This is a genomic window from Burkholderia aenigmatica (assembly GCF_048627025.1).
Classification (GTDB): Bacteria; Pseudomonadota; Gammaproteobacteria; order Burkholderiales; family Burkholderiaceae; genus Burkholderia; species Burkholderia aenigmatica.
Map to the genome: position 1 here is coordinate 1,514,772 of NZ_CP184468.1, position 16,472 is coordinate 1,531,243.

14 protein-coding genes are annotated in these 16,472 nt (G+C 69.7%); 9 read left to right on the plus strand and 5 right to left on the minus strand.

Annotated features, from left to right (window positions below; genetic code table 11):
• Positions 1–65: 65 nt before the first annotated feature.
• Positions 66–857, minus strand: coding sequence for a response regulator transcription factor (locus ACN8ZM_RS07165; RefSeq protein ID WP_420210866.1), 792 nt, complete (start codon positions 855–857; stop codon positions 66–68).
• Positions 858–1,081: 224 nt separating this feature from the next.
• Here ACN8ZM_RS07165 and ACN8ZM_RS07170 point away from each other — a divergent pair, with 224 nt between their 5' ends.
• The 4 genes from ACN8ZM_RS07170 to ACN8ZM_RS07185 all read left to right on the plus strand — a co-directional run bounded on the left by ACN8ZM_RS07170 (position 1,082) and on the right by ACN8ZM_RS07185 (position 6,175).
• Entirely contained in the window at positions 1,082–3,421 is a 2,340-nt protein-coding gene (locus tag ACN8ZM_RS07170) for a hypothetical protein (RefSeq protein ID WP_420210867.1), read from the plus strand.
• On the plus strand, positions 3,418–4,638 hold the full coding sequence (locus ACN8ZM_RS07175) for a hypothetical protein (protein WP_420210868.1): 1,221 nt from the start codon (positions 3,418–3,420) through the stop codon (positions 4,636–4,638). The genes ACN8ZM_RS07170 and ACN8ZM_RS07175 overlap by 4 nt, the downstream gene beginning before the upstream one ends.
• A gap of 13 nt (positions 4,639–4,651) precedes the next feature.
• Positions 4,652–5,323 (plus strand): DUF1266 domain-containing protein, encoded by a 672-nt coding sequence (locus ACN8ZM_RS07180; protein WP_205824331.1) that lies wholly within the window; start codon positions 4,652–4,654, stop codon positions 5,321–5,323.
• Positions 5,324–5,446: 123 nt separating this feature from the next.
• Complete coding sequence (locus ACN8ZM_RS07185) at positions 5,447–6,175, plus strand: topoisomerase IV (protein WP_420210984.1); 729 nt, start codon at positions 5,447–5,449, stop codon at positions 6,173–6,175.
• A 42-nt stretch (positions 6,176–6,217) separates the two neighbouring features.
• Here ACN8ZM_RS07185 and ACN8ZM_RS07190 read toward each other — a convergent pair whose 3' ends face one another.
• The 3 genes from ACN8ZM_RS07190 to ACN8ZM_RS07200 form a co-directional block, all read right to left on the minus strand.
• On the minus strand, positions 6,218–7,147 hold the full coding sequence (locus ACN8ZM_RS07190) for a phosphatidate cytidylyltransferase (RefSeq protein ID WP_011351683.1): 930 nt from the start codon (positions 7,145–7,147) through the stop codon (positions 6,218–6,220).
• A 37-nt stretch (positions 7,148–7,184) separates the two neighbouring features.
• Positions 7,185–7,817, minus strand: coding sequence for a lysophospholipid acyltransferase family protein (locus tag ACN8ZM_RS07195; RefSeq protein ID WP_043182415.1), 633 nt, complete (start codon positions 7,815–7,817; stop codon positions 7,185–7,187).
• Positions 7,818–7,919: 102 nt separating this feature from the next.
• Positions 7,920–8,150 carry a hypothetical protein gene (locus tag ACN8ZM_RS07200; protein ID WP_205824332.1) on the minus strand — a complete coding sequence of 77 codons (231 nt, stop codon included), beginning with the start codon at positions 8,148–8,150 and terminating at the stop codon, positions 7,920–7,922.
• Between the two features lie 124 nt (positions 8,151–8,274).
• Here ACN8ZM_RS07200 and ACN8ZM_RS07205 point away from each other — a divergent pair, with 124 nt between their 5' ends.
• The 4 genes from ACN8ZM_RS07205 (at position 8,275) to ACN8ZM_RS07220 (ending at position 12,585) form a co-directional block, all read left to right on the plus strand.
• Positions 8,275–8,880 (plus strand): CDP-alcohol phosphatidyltransferase family protein, encoded by a 606-nt coding sequence (locus ACN8ZM_RS07205; protein WP_043182416.1) that lies wholly within the window; start codon positions 8,275–8,277, stop codon positions 8,878–8,880.
• 80 nt (positions 8,881–8,960) lie between these two features.
• Positions 8,961–10,730 carry a bifunctional alpha/beta hydrolase/class I SAM-dependent methyltransferase gene (locus ACN8ZM_RS07210; RefSeq protein WP_420210869.1) on the plus strand — a complete coding sequence of 590 codons (1,770 nt, stop codon included), beginning with the start codon at positions 8,961–8,963 and terminating at the stop codon, positions 10,728–10,730.
• A complete protein-coding gene (locus ACN8ZM_RS07215; protein WP_420210870.1) occupies positions 10,727–12,133 on the plus strand; it encodes a phosphatase PAP2/dual specificity phosphatase family protein in 1,407 nt (468 codons plus the stop codon). Before ACN8ZM_RS07210 ends, ACN8ZM_RS07215 begins: the two co-directional genes overlap by 4 nt.
• Entirely contained in the window at positions 12,133–12,585 is a 453-nt protein-coding gene (locus ACN8ZM_RS07220) for a hypothetical protein (protein ID WP_089450301.1), read from the plus strand. Before ACN8ZM_RS07215 ends, ACN8ZM_RS07220 begins: the two co-directional genes overlap by 1 nt.
• 81 nt (positions 12,586–12,666) lie before the next feature.
• On the opposite strand, the gene ACN8ZM_RS07225 is transcribed toward ACN8ZM_RS07220, so the two are convergent.
• Complete coding sequence (locus tag ACN8ZM_RS07225) at positions 12,667–13,689, minus strand: sensor domain-containing diguanylate cyclase (protein WP_244911972.1); 1,023 nt, start codon at positions 13,687–13,689, stop codon at positions 12,667–12,669.
• A 482-nt stretch (positions 13,690–14,171) separates the two neighbouring features.
• Here ACN8ZM_RS07225 and bcsB point away from each other — a divergent pair, with 482 nt between their 5' ends.
• Positions 14,172–16,472, plus strand: a complete 2,301-nt coding sequence (bcsB, locus tag ACN8ZM_RS07230) for a cellulose biosynthesis cyclic di-GMP-binding regulatory protein BcsB (protein ID WP_420210871.1) — start codon at positions 14,172–14,174, stop codon at positions 16,470–16,472.

A 16,472-nucleotide genomic window follows, 5' to 3' on the forward strand; every position in this document is an offset into this window, starting at 1 on the left:
GGGGGTATTGCGCTTTGGCGCCGCCAGTGGCGGCGAGCGCCGACCCGCGTGACCCGCGATGCGTTTCAGCTGCCGGACTGCGCGTTCAGGAACAGCGAGAACAGCTCCGATTGCGAGTTGATGGCGAGCTTCCCGTAGATGTTGCGGCGATGCACCTTCACCGTTTCGGCGGAAATCGACAGCTTGTTCGCGACTTCTTTGTTCGAACGGCCACTGAGGATCAGCCGGATCACGTCGAGTTCGCGCGCGGTGAGCGGCGTGCCGAGCCGTGCCATCGCCTGCTCGAAACCGTCGTGTGCGCCGGGCCGGCGCGGCGGCGCATGTTCGGCGGATGCGGGCTCGAACGCGAGCCGCTGCCGCATCAGCCCGGCCACCCACGGCCGGATCAGGTCGAGCAGCGCCACCTGCTCGGGGCTGAAGCGCCGCTTGCTGCCGAGCGACAGGCACAGCGTGCGCGCATCGTCGAGCACGACGTTGAACTGCACCTCGTCCTCGACGACGTTGTGCGTGAAATAGAGCGTGTAGTACTCGGTATCGCGGAAGCATTCGGGCGCGACGTCGGACAGCCGGAACAGGCCGCTTTTCGGCGCATCGCGGTTCGCGATGTAGAACGGGTCGAGCTGGTACAGGCCCTGTACGTAGTCGCGGAACAGCGGGTCGGGGCCGCCGCCTTCGTACGGGCATTCGGCGAACACCTGCGGGCGGCCGTCGCCGAACGTCAGCGCGACCCAGCTGTCGACCGCGACGTATTCCTCGATCAGCCGGATCAGCGCCAGCCAGAAGCCCGGCTGGTCGAGCGACTCGATGAGCCGCCCGACCGAGCGGTGCCAGGCGACATCCTGCAACGTGAGGTTCATGCGTGTTCCGGGTCGGGCGGGACCGGTCGGGACGCATCGCGCCGTCGCGCCGTGCGCATCGACCGGATCCGGGAATGAAGAACGAGATCGTACCGCCGGACGACGCGAATGGCGAGGCCGCGCACCGCCTCCGTCTCCTGATAAGCTATCGCGATTCCGAGAGGGAGCAGTCGTTGACTCCCAGTGCCAATACCAAGACCAAGACCCATAACGATATGACAACGATGCCTTTGACGGGCCAGCCGCTCGACACGTTGATGAACCGGCTCGAAGCCGATCTCGAAGAGAGCGACTCGAGCCGCGAGAGCGACCTTGCGGCACGACTGCGGGCCCAGCCGTTGCGTGCCGATTCGCTCGACGCGATTGCGCGCCTGCACACGCTGTGGATGCACGCCGGCGATCCGGCCGCTGCGCGCGCCGTGCTCGACGACGACGGCGCGGGCGTGCACGACGCGGCGCCGCCCGACGCGCGGCCCGACATTCGCATGCAACTCGCGCTGTACCGGCTGCAGGTCGCCCGGCACCTGGGCGAGAACGACGCCGTCACCCACGCGATCGGCGAGATGCACGACGTCGTGCGCACGTCGCCGACGCTCGATGCCGATCGCTTCGTCCGCGCCCGCATTCTCGATACGCTGGAATACGACCACGCGGAGCATGCGCTCGACGCGATCGACCTGCGGCATGCGTTGAATGGCGCGCTTGCCGACCGGGCCACGTTTCGCGCGTGGGACGACGCGAACCGGCAATGCCTGCGTGCGTGGGCACTGCGGCGGCTTGGCCGGGACGACGACGCGCGCGCGGCGGCCGAGGCCGCGGTGGCGGCCATCGCGTCGGCAGGCGCGGACCAGGACATCGATGCCGATGACTGGCTGCGGATCGGCCGCGCGATGATCGAGATTGCGCCACTGCAGTTCGACACGATTCGCCAGGCCGTCGAGTCGCGCATTGCCGACTGGGCACTGCCGCCGCGTCGCGAGGCCGAAGTGAGGCTGGCGCGGCTTGCCGCGCGGGCGGCACACGCGCAAGGCGATCTCGACGGCGCGCTCGCCCGGTGCGAGATGGCGAGTCACAGCCTCGAGTCGGACGGCGGCGACGACTTCATCGAATACGAACTGCCGTGGCTGCTCGAGGCGGGCCGCTTCGACGACGCGGGGCGCCGCGCGTTCTTCCACGTGTACCAGATCGAAAGCAGCATGCTCGACCGGGTGGGGCAGATCATCCACGCACGTCTCGCCGAGCCGACCGACACATCGGTCTGGTGGCCGCTGTGCGCGATGCGCGCAGCCGGTTTCGCGCCGACGCTCGAACGGCTCGTCGAACTCGGCGCGGAACAACCCGACGCGCTGGCCGCCCGTTCGCCGACGCACGGCGAGATCTTTGCCGCGCTCGGCTCGCTCGAGGGCGATGCGTTGCGTTACGCGGTCGCCGATGCCGCACGCGAGGTCGCGCTGCGGCGCGCGCCCGGCCATCCGTGGATCGCGCGGCTCGCAGCGGTCTACGACGGCGAAACCGGACGCATCGACGCGACGACCCAGGCCGCGCGCCTGCTCGCGGCCGCGCAGGAAGGCGAGATGCACGACAACCGCACCGCGTTCACGCTGACCGAGGCGCGCATGCGCGCGCTGGGTGTCGCCGCCACGATGAAGCTGCCGCCGCCGTCGCTGCGCAGCGGCTTGTGGAGCTACGCATTCTCGGGCTGGATCGAGGGCCGGGTCGAGGAGGCGATCGAGGCGCTGCCGGTCGAGGAACAGGCGCCGGTGCGCGCCGACCTTCTGCGCCTGCGGATCGCCGCCTACGAGCAGGGTCGCGCGTGCATGGAGCGCTTCTTCGAGACCGGCAAAGGACACCCGTACGACGCGTGTGCGCACCTGTATTCGATGCTCTGCAACAACCTCGCGATTCTCTATCGCGAAGAGGACCGTTACGACGAGGCGCTGGTCCTGCATCGCAGCGGGATTGCGGCGAGTTCGTTTGCCGAGCATTACGACGGTGTCCGCTACGTGCTCGCGTGCCAGGGCAAGGACGACGAGATGCTCGAGGCCGCCGAGCAGCTATGGCATTACGCCGCCGAATATGGTTTCAGCCGGCACGACCCGAACTGGTACGTGCGCGATGTGGTGCGCGCGCTGTATCGCGTCGATCGTTGCAACGAACTGCCGATCTGGCTCGAACGCCTCGTCGGCTGGCAGCGCGAACACGATCAGGGCGACGGCAGTCTGCCCGACGAGGCGCTGATCACCCGCTTCTTGTTCGTGTCCTACATGGCGGCGTCGCATCCGGACCAGGCGTCGGCACTGTACGACGCCGCGCGCGGGCAGGCCGATGCGTCGCGCGATCTGGATGTCCTGCTCCGGGCTGGCGACGCGGCATACGAACTGGGCCGCCTGTCGGATGTGAAGTATTTCTACGAACGTGTGCTCGCCGGCAACCGGCACGCCGCCGAACCGATCGACCTGATGGAGGACGTGATCGAGCAGCGGATCCGCGAGGCCGACGCGCCGGCGGCGCCGGATCCGGCGACGGCCGCGCCGAACAAGCGCTGGTGGAAGTTCTGGCAATGACGGCCGTCGATCGGCGGGCCGGCTACGCGCCGCGCAATGCGCTGAACGCCGATGCGCTGAAAGCGGCAATCGCCGCGCGCAGCACCGTGCGGGGCGATGCCGACGCGGTGCGCGCGTGGCTGCTCAACCATTTCTACCGGCATGTCGTCGCGAACTTCGAGCCCGCGCGCACGATCGGGTCGCTCGACGATGCGCGGCAGGCGCTCGGCCAGGCCACACCGCCGGCGTGGGTCGCGCGGCACTTCGGTTCCGGCGCGAAGACGATCGGTGAGGCCGACGCCGGCCGGCAGGCTCCGGTCGTCTGGGTCGACCCGGCCGATCCGCACCTCCTCGCACTCGAAACCACGCTCGTCGAGTTTCTCGAATCCCGCAAGGGAACCGGGCTCGAGGGCAAGCTCGATCGTGTCAATTGCCCGCAGGCGCTCGCGATGTGGGAACGCGAGCATGCGGAGATGGCGGACCGGATCGCGCGCGGCTGGCGCGAGAGCCAGCCCGATGCGCTGCGCACGTGGTGCGAAACGGCCAACGGGCGCTTTGTCGAGTTCCTGCCCGACAGCGCGCTGCTGCGCGCCGAAATGGCGTTCGAGAGTTACGTGATGCGCCATTGCCTCGGCCAGTTCGCCGACCGGCAAGCGCTGACGGGCGGTTACGGCGGACGCTATGCGGATGCGATCGAGGCGCGCACGCTGCGGTTGCTGAGCTTCCGGGATGCGGGCAGCCAGCCGCATATCACGATCAGCGTCGCGGTGCATGCGGACGGCGGCCTCGACGTCGATCAGGTCAAGGGCAAGCAGAACCGGCCGCCGGTCGAGCGCTACGTCGACGACGTGCTGGCCTGCCTGAATGCGCTGGGGACAACGGATCGCACGCCGTCCGACTGCATCGCGCTCGGCGTCGTCCATACGCCGTCGGGGTGGTGCAGGATCGAGGACGTGACGGATGCCGCGTCGCAAGCACGGCTCGTCGCGCGCCATCCGCAATTGTTCGGGCGGCTCGCCGAGCCGACGCCGACGGTCGAGTGGCTGGTCGCCGCGCGGCAGCCTGAGCTGCTGCAGGCGCGGCCGCCGCGTGCCGGTTCGGTGCGTTACGCGGTGCGCGCGACGCTGGCGCCGGCGGTGCCGTCCGCACGCCCGGACGACGCGCAGCCCGCCTTTGCCACCGAGGACGTGCGCTGGCCCGGCTACGACGCGCCGCGTAGCGTCGGTGCGGCGGAATGACGGGGCGAAGACCATGATATTCAAGGTGATCGTTGCCCTGTTCGTGCTGTGGCGCATCGTGCGCTACTTCCGGCGCCGCGGTGGGCGCTATTCGGCCTTGTCGTCCCGCAAGCACTGGGCGTTGCTGCTCGCGCATCCGTACGTCGACGCGACGGGATTCTCGGGTTTCGACGATGCGGACACGAGCCACCTGAACGACACGTCGCGCAAGTTCCTGCGCGCCCAGATGCTGCACCAGATGGAGTTGCGCACCGACGCGACGGACGACGATGCGCGCGCGCATCTGGCACGCGTGCTCGAGACGCAGTGGTTTCGCGCCGACCTGCATGCGCTGCAGCCGACCGACGACCCGCGTGCGGCGCTCGCGTTCGCCTGCGCGCGAATGGCGTTCCTCGCGCGCGTGGCGATGCTGATGGGCTGGACCGAGCCGGACACCGCCTGGCGCGTGTTGTTGCTCAACGCGCAGCGCGCCCAGGACTGTTTCGACAGCTGGACGGATTTCGGCCACGCCTACGTCGCGGGCCGCAAGCAGTGGGTGGCCGGATTTCGCGCTGATCCGTTCGGCAAGGCGTTCGACGACGCGACGCTGCAACGCTGGCTCGCGCCGGGTGACGGTGCGTGGGGGCAGGCGGCGTGGCCGGGGCTGACGGCGTTCGATCCCGAGCCGGTCGCGCAACCGCGTTGAGGTCGTGATGCCGCCGGCCGTTTGCTTCCCGCACCGTTTCTCGTCCCTATCGACGTCGACATGATTTCATCCGTTCATCCGCTGGTGCGACGTCTGGTGCTGTCCGCTGCGTGTGCGGTGCCGATGGCGGCGCATGCGATCGAGCCGGCTGCCACCGCCCCCCTGCTGCGCACGTTCATCCACGACAGTTACGGCGACTGGCGCGCGGATCGCAAGGGCTGGCAGTCGGACCGGGGCGATTTCATCTATGCGTCGTGCGGCTCGCTGCGCGTGGCAACGGCCGACGGCCCGCGCTATTTGCTCGCGATGTGCGGCGAGACCGAGGCGGCCGAGCAGGACGGGAATCCGGGCATGGATTCGGAGGGCACGACGGGGACGATCGACCTGTACGTGCTGAAGCCCGCGGCGGACGGCAGGACGCTCGAGCCGGTGGTGAAGAAGACGGATATCGCGTCCGGCAAGCGCGGCGAGCCGGGCACCGTGCGTATCGAGCGGTATGGCCCGCACCTGTTCGGTTTCACGATAGGCGACGGCGTCACGCTGCAGGGCTACACGATGGCGATGCGGTCGATCTGGCTGCCGGTCGGCAACGGGCTCGTCGAGGCCGCGCCGCGCATCGACGAAGCGCTCGACAACACGGGGTCGCTCGATTGCGGCAACGCGAAATCGCATTGCGAGAGCCGGACGTTCGCGATCGTGCCTGACACGACCGGCACCGGCGACGTCTATCCGTTGACGGTCACGGAAACGGGCTCGCGCGGCGACAAGGCCATCCACGCACGCTACACGGTGACATTCGACGCGGCGCGCGGCCGCTACATCGTGCCGAAGGCGCTGCGCGAAGGGTACTGATCCTTCGCGCGCAGGGACGGGCGGCGCGGCGCCGTCCGCGCATCACACGTACAGATACCGGACGAGGTGGAAGAACACCGGCGCGGCGAAGCAGATCGAGTCGACGCGGTCGAGCATCCCGCCGTGGCCCGCGATCATCGAGCCCCAGTCCTTGGTGCCGAGCGAGCGCTTGACGGCCGACAGCACGAGGCCGCCGACGAAGCCCGCGATCACGATCGCGAGCGAGATGCCGAACGCCGACCCGAAGCTGAACGGCGTCACGCGATACAGCGATGCGCCGCACAGCGTCGCCAGCAAGCCGCCACCGACGAAACCTTCGATCGTCTTCGACGGCGACAGTTGCGGCGCGATCTTGCGCTTCCCGAACAGCTTGCCGACCACGTACTGCAGCACGTCGCTGATCTGCACGACGAACAGGAAGAAGAACAGCAGCAGCGCGTTCTGCCCCGCGTAGTGCGGAATGTCGAGGATCAGCACGGCCGGCGCATGGCTCAGCCCGTACACGCACACCATCAGTGCCCAGTTGATCTTCGCGTTGCGGCTCAGGAATTCACGCGTGTCCTGCGTGAGCGCCGATACGAGCGACATCGCGAAGAACAGGTGCACCGGCACGAAGATCGAATACATCCCGTACCAGTTGATCCCGAGCAGCAGGTACTGCACGGGAATGGCGACGAAGAACGCGATGAACAGTGTTGTATGGTCGCTCGCGGTGGTTGGCGTGAGCGTGATGAATTCGCGCAGCGTCAGGTAGGACAGCACCGCGAACACCAGGTACGTGATGTTGTTGCCGAGGCCGATCGCGATGGCCATGATCGCGATCATCGCCCACCACGCGCGGATGCGCTGGTTCAGGTTGACGATGGTCGCGCTCGTGCCGCCGCTGCGTGCGCCGAGGATCGCGCCGATCACGGTCGCGACGACGAGCACGCCCGTGACGCCCGCGACCAGTTCCCAGAAAATTGTTCGCATTGTTGATATCCGGAAAAGAGAGAAGAGGGCGTCGCGTTCAGCCGGCCGGCCGCTGCGGCGGCGCGAGCGCGACGACCGCGTCGCGCATGCGGGCGAGGAACGTCGGCTTGTCTTCCTGCGCACCGAGCGCGTCGTTCGCGCCGAAGTGCACCTTGCAGATCAGCGGCACCGGCCAGATCGCGCCCTTCGGCATGATCCGCTGCAGGTTCTCGAGATAGACGGGCGCGAGCGCGACGTTCGGAAACTCGGTCGCGAGGTGGAACAGCCCGCTCTTGAACGGCTGCGGCAGGATTTCGGCGCCGCGCGTGCCTTCCGGGAAGATGATGATCGAATGGCCCTGCTTGAGCGCGTCGCGCACCGGGTCGAGCGGATCGCCGCCCGATTCGCGATGGCGGTCGATCAGCACGACGTTCAGCAGTTTCTGCGCGATGTGGCGCTTCATGTCGCTGCTGTCCCAGTAGTCGCGCGCGGCGACCGGCCGCACGACCGCGCGTACGTTGCGCGGCAGCGCGGCGAGGATCGCAAGCGTGTCGATGTGGCTCGTATGGTTCGAGAAGTAGATCTTCTGCGTGGGGGACGGCGGCGCCTGATGCCAGACCGGATACGCGCCGGCCACGAGCCGCACGATGGACAGCAGGAAATCGCGCTGCCAGACGTTGAGGATGTTCATCGGCGCTGCGCCTCCTGCCTGCCTGCGTGGCCCGCTGCGCGTGCGCGGCGGGCGGGACCCCGGAATGCCGGCGCGGCAGGATGCGCGCCGGACGGCCCTTGTTTAAATTTTTTCAAATTCGTGGCTGCCTGTCGCAGGTCCGCGATAATCGGACGGTTCGCCGTCACACGCTGTTGCGTCGCGGCGAATGCGCCGGTCGGCGGCGTGATAATCGGCTGTTGCACGAGTGCCCGTTTGCAGTTCGAATGGATCGTGCTGCGATCGGGCCAGCGGATTATCGCGAGTTTCCGTCAAAAACGCCAGATTGGCGCCATGCGGGCGGGCCGGGCGCATGCTTGACGCATCGGGGCCGCTCGGCGACGATTAGGGCCGTCCATGGAGGGCCGTCCAAGGCCGTTTCGCCACCCCGGGGCGGGGTGACGGGAAACGTATCCGACTGTGCCGCACAAATAAAACGATGAGCCTCTACGCACTCAAACCCAAATTCCAGAACCGTCTGCGCCCGTTCGCGAACTCGCTCGCCGAACGCGGCGTCACGGCCAACCAGGTGACGCTGTTCGCAGCCGGCGGCTCGATCGTCGTCGGCGCGCTGGCCGGGCTCGGCGTGTTCGCCCGCGCACTGTTCCTGCTGATCCCGCTATGGCTGTTCGTGCGGATGGCGCTCAACGCGATCGACGGGATGCTCGCACGCGAGCACAACCAGAAGAGCACGCTCGGCGCATACCTGAACGAACTGGGCGACGTCGTGTCCGATATCGCGCTGGTGCTGCCGTTTCTCGCGATTCCGGCGTTCGCTCCGGCAGACGTCTGGCTGTTCGCGCTGACGGCGGTGATCGTCGAATGCGCGGGGCTGATCGGCCCGCTGGTCGGCGTGAGCCGCCGCTACGACGGCCCGTTCGGCAAGAGCGACCGCGCGCTCGCCCTCGGCGCGTTCGCGCTGTGGATCGGGCTCGGGTTTCCGGTCGGTGGTGTCGCCGCGTGGCTGTGGCGCTTGCTGATCGTGCTGTCGATCGTGACCGTGGTGCGGCGCGTGCAGGCCGGCATCGCGGAAAAGGGCGGTTGAAACGGTAGTCCAGGCAGTTGCAGTACCGGGCGCCGGAGGGCGGCGCACCAAAATTCGAATAACGAAACGAGAGAGATCGCATGAGCGCACGCATGGCCCGTGAGGCCGACTTCATCACGCACGACGGCGAAACGCTGTTCTATCGTCACTGGCCCGCAACGGGCGAGCGCTGCCGCGGCGCAATCGTATTGCTGCATCGCGGCCACGAACACTCGGCGCGCGTCGCGCACCTCGTCGACGAGCTCGACCTGCCCGATTTTGCGTTCTTCGCGTGGGATGCGCGCGGCCACGGCCGCTCGCCCGGTGCGCGCGGCTACAGCCCGAGCGCGGCCGCGTCGGTGCGCGACCTGCAGACCTTCGTCGAACATATCCGCGACACGCACGGCATCGCGATCGAGGACATGGCCGTGGTCGGCCAGAGCGTCGGCGCGGTGCTCGCCGCCACCTGGGCGCACGACTACGCGCCGCCGATCCGGGCGCTCGTCGTCGCATCGCCGGCGTTCCACATCAAGCTCTACGTGCCGTTCGCGCGGCCGGGCCTGCGGCTGATGCACAAGCTGCGCGGGCTGTTCTACGTGAACAGCTACGTGAAGCCGAAATTCCTCACGCACGATCCCGAGCGGATCGCGAGCTATGCGTCCGATCCGCTGATCACGCGGCCGATCGCGGTCAACATGCTGCTCGACCTGCACGACACCGCGCAGCGGATCGTCGCCGACGCGGCCGCGATCACCGTGCCGACGCAGCTGCTGATCTCGGGGGCCGACTGGGTCGTGCATCGCGGCCCGCAGGACCGTTTCTTCGAACGCCTCGGCGCGGCGCGCAAGGAGCGCATCGTGCTGCCGGGCTTCTATCACGACACGCTCGGCGAACGCGACCGCGCGCAGGCGCTCGCGCCGCTGCGTGCGTTCGTGCTGCGCGAATTCGATGCGCCGAGCCCGCGCGTGTCGCTCGCCGACGCCGACCGGCGCGGCGCGTTTCACGACGAATACGCGGCGCTCGGCCGGCCGCCCGCGAACGTGTTCGCGCGTGCGTACTGGGCGCTCACGCGGGCCGGACTGAAGGCCGGCGGCGCGCTGTCGGACGGCATCGCGCTCGGGCTGCGGCTCGGCTTCGATTCAGGCTCGACGCTCGACTACGTGTACCGCAACCGCGCGCAGGGGCGCCTCGGCGTCGGCGCGCTGATCGACCGCACGTATCTCGATTCGCCGGGCTGGGTCGGCATCCGCCAGCGCAAGGTGCATCTGCAGGAGCTGATCGGCGCGGCGATCGGCCGCCTGCGCGGCGGTGGCACGCCGGTGCGGATCGTCGACATCGCGGCCGGGCACGGGCGCTACGTGCTCGACGCGATCGCGTCGGCCGCCGAGCGCGACGGCGCGGCGCCCGACGACATCACGCTGCGCGATTACAGCCCGCCGAACGTCGAGGCCGGGCGCGTGCTGATCGCGCAGCGCGGCCTCGAGCCGATCGCGCGCTTCGAGCGCGGCGACGCGTTCGACGAGGCGTCGCTCGCGACGCTCGAGCCGCGTCCGACGCTCGCGATCGTGTCGGGCCTCTACGAGCTGTTCGGCGAGAACGCGCTGATCGAGCGCTCGCTGCGGGGGCTCGCGCAGGCCGTGCCGCCGGGCGGCTATCTCGTCTATACGGGGCAGCCGTGGCATCCGCAGATCGAATTCATCGCGCGTGCGCTGAACAATCACCGCGGCGAGGCGACCTGGGTGATGCGTCGCCGCTCGCAGGCCGAGATGGACGAACTCGTCGCGCGCGCGGGCTTCCGCAAGCTCGACCAGCGGATCGACGAAATGGGCATCTTCACGGTCAGCCTCGCGCAGCGGGTCGACGCGTCATGAGCGCGCTCGACGGCGGCGCGAGCGGCCTCGCCGAGCCGGCCGCTGGCGCCGGCGCACGCGACGCGTCGTTCGCGCTGCGCCTGGGCTGGCTCGCGGCGATGGGCGCCGTGTTCTTCTCGACCTACGGTTTCGCGAACTGGCTCGCCGCACGCCGCGCGGCGGTGCCGACCTTCGCGTTCGGCTGGGAGCACGCGATTCCGTTCGTGCCGTGGACGATCGTGCCGTACTGGTCGATCGACCTGCTGTATGCGCTGTCGTTCTTCTTCTGGACGCGCCGCGCCGACCTGCTCGATCACGTGAAGCGGCTGCTGACCGTGCAACTGATCTCGGTCGCGTGCTTCATCGCGTGGCCGCTGCGCTTCGGCTTCGAGCGGCCCGACGCGGGCGGCGTGGCCGGTGCGCTGTTCACGCTGCTGATGGGGTTCGACAAGCCGTTCAACCAGGCGCCGTCGCTGCACATCGGGCTGCTCGTCGTGCTGTGGGCCGTCTATGCGAAGCATCTGCGCGGCACGCTCGCGCGCGTCGTGCTGCACCTGTGGTTCGCGGCGATCGGCGTGTCGGTGCTGACGACCTATCAGCATCACGCGATCGACGTACCGACCGGCGCGGCCGTCGGCTGTCTCGCACTGTTCCTGTTTCCGCTGCGCGATGCCGCGGGCCGGCTGCCGGGCGCCGAGGCATCGCCAGGCGCGGCCGGCCGCGCGCTCGCGCGCCGCTATGCGCTTGGTGCGGCGGCGGTCGCCCTCGTGGCCCTCTGGTGCGTGCCGCGCGCGCCCGGCTGGGCGCTGGCGGCCGGGTGGGTCGCGCTGGCGCTCGCGTGTGTCGCGTGGATCTACCGGCGCGGCGCACCCGGCGCGTTCCAGAAGGACGCGCACGGGCGTTTCCCGGTCGTCATCCGCTGGCTGCTCGCGCCGACGATCGCCGGCGCATTCGTCAATTCGCGGCTGTGGACGTTTCGGCAGCCGGCACCGGTGCGGATCGACGAACGCGTTTCGATCGGCCGCACGCCGACGACACGCGACGTGCGCCGCCACGGTTTCACGGGGCTGGTCGACCTGACCGCCGAAATGCCGCGCTGGGCGTCGCTCGATGCATTGCTCGGCTATGCGACCGTGCCGCAGCTCGACCTCGTCGCGCCGACCGCCGCGCAACTCGCGCAGGCCGTCGCGGCGCTCGAACGCCTGCACGCGGAAGGGCGCGACGTGCTGGTCTGCTGCGCGCTCGGCTACGGGCGCAGCGTGCTGTGCGCGGCCGCGTGGCTGGCGGCGCGGCGCGGGTTCGGCGAGGCGCGCGACGCGCTGGCCGCGGTGCGCGCGGTGCGGCCGCATGCGGTGTGGTCGGACGACGGCGTGGCCGTGTTGCAGCACTGGATCGATCGCCGGCGCGGCGCGGGGGGCGTGTGATGCGCGACCCGTCCGCACCGTTCCGGATTGCCGCCGCGCGTGGCGCGCTCGATGCGGGCGCGTGGGCGATCGCGGCCGCGCTGGCTGCGGCGGGTGCCGGCTGGTGGATCGCATCGGGCTGGGCGCCGGCGACGATCGCCCGCGTGCTGCTGGCCGTCGTCAGCACCGGATCGGGGATCGCGGCGCTGTGGTACGCGGTGCGGATCGAGATCGACCGGCGGCTGTTCGCCGCGCTTGCGCGCGCGGCGGCCGGCGACGCATCGGTCGACGACGGGCTCGCGGCACTCGACCGCGCGCTCACCGATCTCGGCTGGATCGATGCGTCGAAGACCGGTCGCGCGCTCGATGCGCGCGTGCGCGGCGCGGTCGGGCTGTGCCGCGCCGGTGTGCTGGTCGCGATCGTGCAATGGCTCGTGGTCGGGCTCGCGATCGCCGTTCCGCAGATCGGCTAGCGCCGGTTCAAGCCCGTCGCGGGCGGTTGCGGGTGCCGTTCCGCCCGCCGGTTCGTCGACGCAGCGGCCTGCGCGTGCGCGTTACGCGTGCGCCGTCCGCTGCGACCGCGTGCGCTTCACTTCATACATCGCCTGATCCGCATGCTCGATCAGCGCATTCATGTCGGTGCCGTCGTCGGGCAGCAGCGCAATCCCGACGCTGACGCCGAGCCGCATCGGGCGACCCTCGAATTCGAACGGTTCGCCGACCTGACGCGCGAGCCGCGTGCTTTGCGCGTGCGCGTCGTCGCGATTGCCGATGTTCGGCAGGATCACCGCGAATTCGTCGCCGCCGATGCGCGCGACCGTATCCGAGCGCCGCACCGCCCCCTGCATCCGCGTGGCGATCTCGCGCAGTGCCGCGTCGCCCGCGCGGTGGCCGAAGCCGTCGTTGATCGGCTTCAGCCCGTCCATGTCGATGTTGAGGATGCCGAGCCGGCCGTTCGCGCGCAGCGTCGTGTGCATCGACTGCCGCAGGCGGTCGTAGAACAGCGCGCGGTTCGGCAGGCCGGTGAGCGCGTCGTGCGTCGCGCGCAGGTACAGTTCGTTCGCCTCGTTGCGCGCCGCGTGGAACATCGCGGCGGCGATCAGGTCGGCCGTCAGCCGCAGCGTGCCGGCGTCGGCTTGCGAAAAGCCGTCGACCTTCGGCGACATCACCTTCAGCACGCCGACCGTCGTGTCGGCATGGGTGAGGGGCATCACGAGCATCGAGCGCAGGCCGACCCGCCGGCAGGCGTCGCGATCGACACGCGGGTCGGTTTCCGAATCGGTGCAGTGCAGCAACGCGCCTTGCTGCACGCACAGGCCCGACAGGCTGCCCGAGCGCCGCAGCCGCAGGCCGAGCATCCCGGCCGCGGTGCCGGACGCGGCGCGGTACACCATGTCGTCGCCCTCGGCGAATTCGACCGCGGCGGCGCTCGCGCCGGTGAGTTGCGGCACCTGCTCGGCCACGTAGGCCATCACGCTGCCGAGGTCGAGGCCGAGCTTCGCGATCTCGGTCTGCGCGGCGATGATGCGCAGCAGCGTGTCGGGGGACGGGGTGGCAGTGTCGGCGGTTTGAGTCAAGTCAGTGTTCCGTGAAAGAAAGCGCGTCCGGCGGCGCGGGATTGCGGTAGCATACGCGCCGCCTCGCGGCCGCGCGTCCGGGCGGTCTGCAACGGACCGCCGCCGGCCAGCCGCTCCGCGCCGGCAGTATGCCGTTGAGCCCGTCCCGGGACAACGGCGCAATTCTTACCATTCGTCCCGCTTACGCAGCAGTTCCGACCGGATTGAGGTTTTTTCGCCTCATCGTTGCGAATCAAGGTGAGTTTTGTCCTATTTTTGAGATAGTGTGACGAATGGGTGTGTGCCAGTGCCAGGCGCGCACAACGCGATGACAGGCGATTAAAGAATTCGCTGCGTCGTTTCGATAACTGAGTCAGGTCACTTCGTTACTTCGTTATATGAGGGGAAGCAGTGGGGATGTTCACTCACGGGCATTGCTGCTTTGCGCGCGTCGGTTTTGACGCGACAGTTGACCGGATGATCTCGACGAAACGGAGCGGCGCATGAAGCCGGCCGTGTCGCTGTTCGTCCTGTCGGCCGCCATGGCCGGCGCTTTTCATGCCGCTGCGCTGTCGGCCGCGCCGATGCCGGCCGTGCCGTCCGCCGGCGCGGCGTCCGGTACTGCGCCGGTGCCGGCGCCTGCGGCGGCCGGCGTGCCGCCCGCCGGCCTGCCGGCGACGACGGTGCACCTGCCGTTCGCGTCGCTCGGTGCGTTCGATCCGCTGCGCCTGCGCGGCGCCGACGACGCACGCACGATCAATGCGGGCGTGCGGCTCGATCGCGTAGTTACCGGCGCGCGGCTGCGCCTGACCTACGCGTATTCGCCGTCGCTGGTGTTCCCGATGTCGCACCTGAAGGTGTCGGTGAACGGCGAGGTCATCGCGACCGTTCCGTTCGACGCCGCGCAGGCGGGCCGCACGGTCACGCAGGAAATCCCGATCGATCCGCGCTACTTCTCGGATTTCAACCAGATCGGCCTGCGCCTGATCGCGCACTACACGCTCGACCATTGCGAGGACCCGTCGAACTCGGCGCTGTGGGCCGACGTGAGCCCGAAGAGCGAGCTGATCCTCGACGAATCGCCGGTCCGCCTGCCGAACGATCTCGCGCTGCTGCCCGCGCCGTTCTTCGACCGGCGCGACAACGGCCGGGTGCGGCTGCCGTTCGTGCTGCCGGCGACGCCCGATTCGGCGACGCTGCGCAGCGCGGGCGTGCTCGCGTCGTGGTTCGGCGCGCTGGCCGACTACCGGCATGCGCGGTTCCCGGTGTCGTCCGGGCTGCCGGCCGACGACCAGGCGGTGGTGATCGGCACGGCCGCGACGCTGCCGGCCGGCCTCGCGCTGCCGTCGATCACCGGCCCGCTGCTCGCGGTGGCCGACAACCCGGCCGCGCCGGGGCGCAAGCTGCTCGTCGTCACGGGCCGCACGGCGGCCGAGGTCGACGATGCGGTCGCGACGCTCGTGCTGGGCCGCGTCGCGCTGTCGGGGCCGGCGGCGACGGTCGCGCACGTCGATCTCGGCGCGCCGCGCAAGCCGTACGATGCGCCGCGCTGGCTGCCGGTGAACCGGCCGATCACGTTCCGCGAACTCGTATCCGATACGCGCGACCTGGAAGTGCGCGGCACGGCGCCCGACGCCATCCGCCTGAACCTGCGCGTGCCGTCCGATCTGCATTCGTGGAACGGCGCGGGCGTGCCGATCATCCTGCGCTACCGCTACACGGCGCCGACGGTGCAGGACAACTCGACGCTCGCCGTCGAGATCAACGACCAGCTCGTGAAGTCGTACCGGCTCGGGCCGGCCCATGCCGAGGACGCGCACGGCCGCATGCAGCTGCCGCTGCTGTCGGTGCCGGAAGGGCGCGTGACGAGCGACGTCGACATCCCGGCGTTCCGGGTCGGCAGCGGCAACCAGCTGCAGTTCCGCTTCACGCTCGACACGCAGAAGACGGGCCTGTGCTCGAGCACGGCGACCGAGCCGCAGCGGGCGGCGATCGATCCCGACTCGACGATCGACTTCTCGCACTTCGTCCATTACGCGCAATTGCCGAACCTCGCGTTCTTTGCGAACAGCGGCTTCCCGTTCACGCGCTTCGCCGATTTGTCGCAGACGGCCGTCGTGATGCCCGACCGGCCGTCGCCGCAGGAACTCGAGGCCTACCTGACGATGCTCGGCCACATGGGCGAATGGACCGGCTTCCCGGCGCTGCGCGTGCAGGTCGCGCGGCCCGGCGACGTCGCCGCGCTGTCGGGCAGCAAGGACCTGCTCGTGATCGACGGCTCGCCCGCGTCGCCGCTGCTCGCGCACTGGCGCTCGGCGCTGCCGCTCGTGATCGGCGAGCAGGGCAGCGCGGGAGGCGAAGGCGCCGCGCGCGTCGCGTTCTCGGTGAAGGAGCGCTGGCGCAACGGCGTCGGCCTGGCCGAAGGCGGCGCGCATATCGAACAGACGGGCTCGCTCGCGGCGCTCGCCGGGTTCGAGCTGCCGGGCAGCCGGGGGCGCAGCGTCGTCGCGCTCACGGCGACCGACCAGCCGCGCCTCGGCGATCTGCTCGACGTGTTCGAGAACGCCGGGCTCGTGTCGCAGCTGCAGGGCGACCTTGCACTGGTGCGGCCGGGGCAGGTCGACAGCCTGCGCGTCGGCGACCCTTACGTGGTCGGCTTCGTGCCGTGGTATGCGCGCGTGTGGACGCAAGCGGCGCGGCATCCGGTCGTGCTCGGCGCGGTCGGCGTCGTCGCGGGGCTGCTGCTCGCGCTCGGCGTGTTCAGCGTGCTGCAGAGAATCGCCGCGCGCCGACGGGGGATGTAA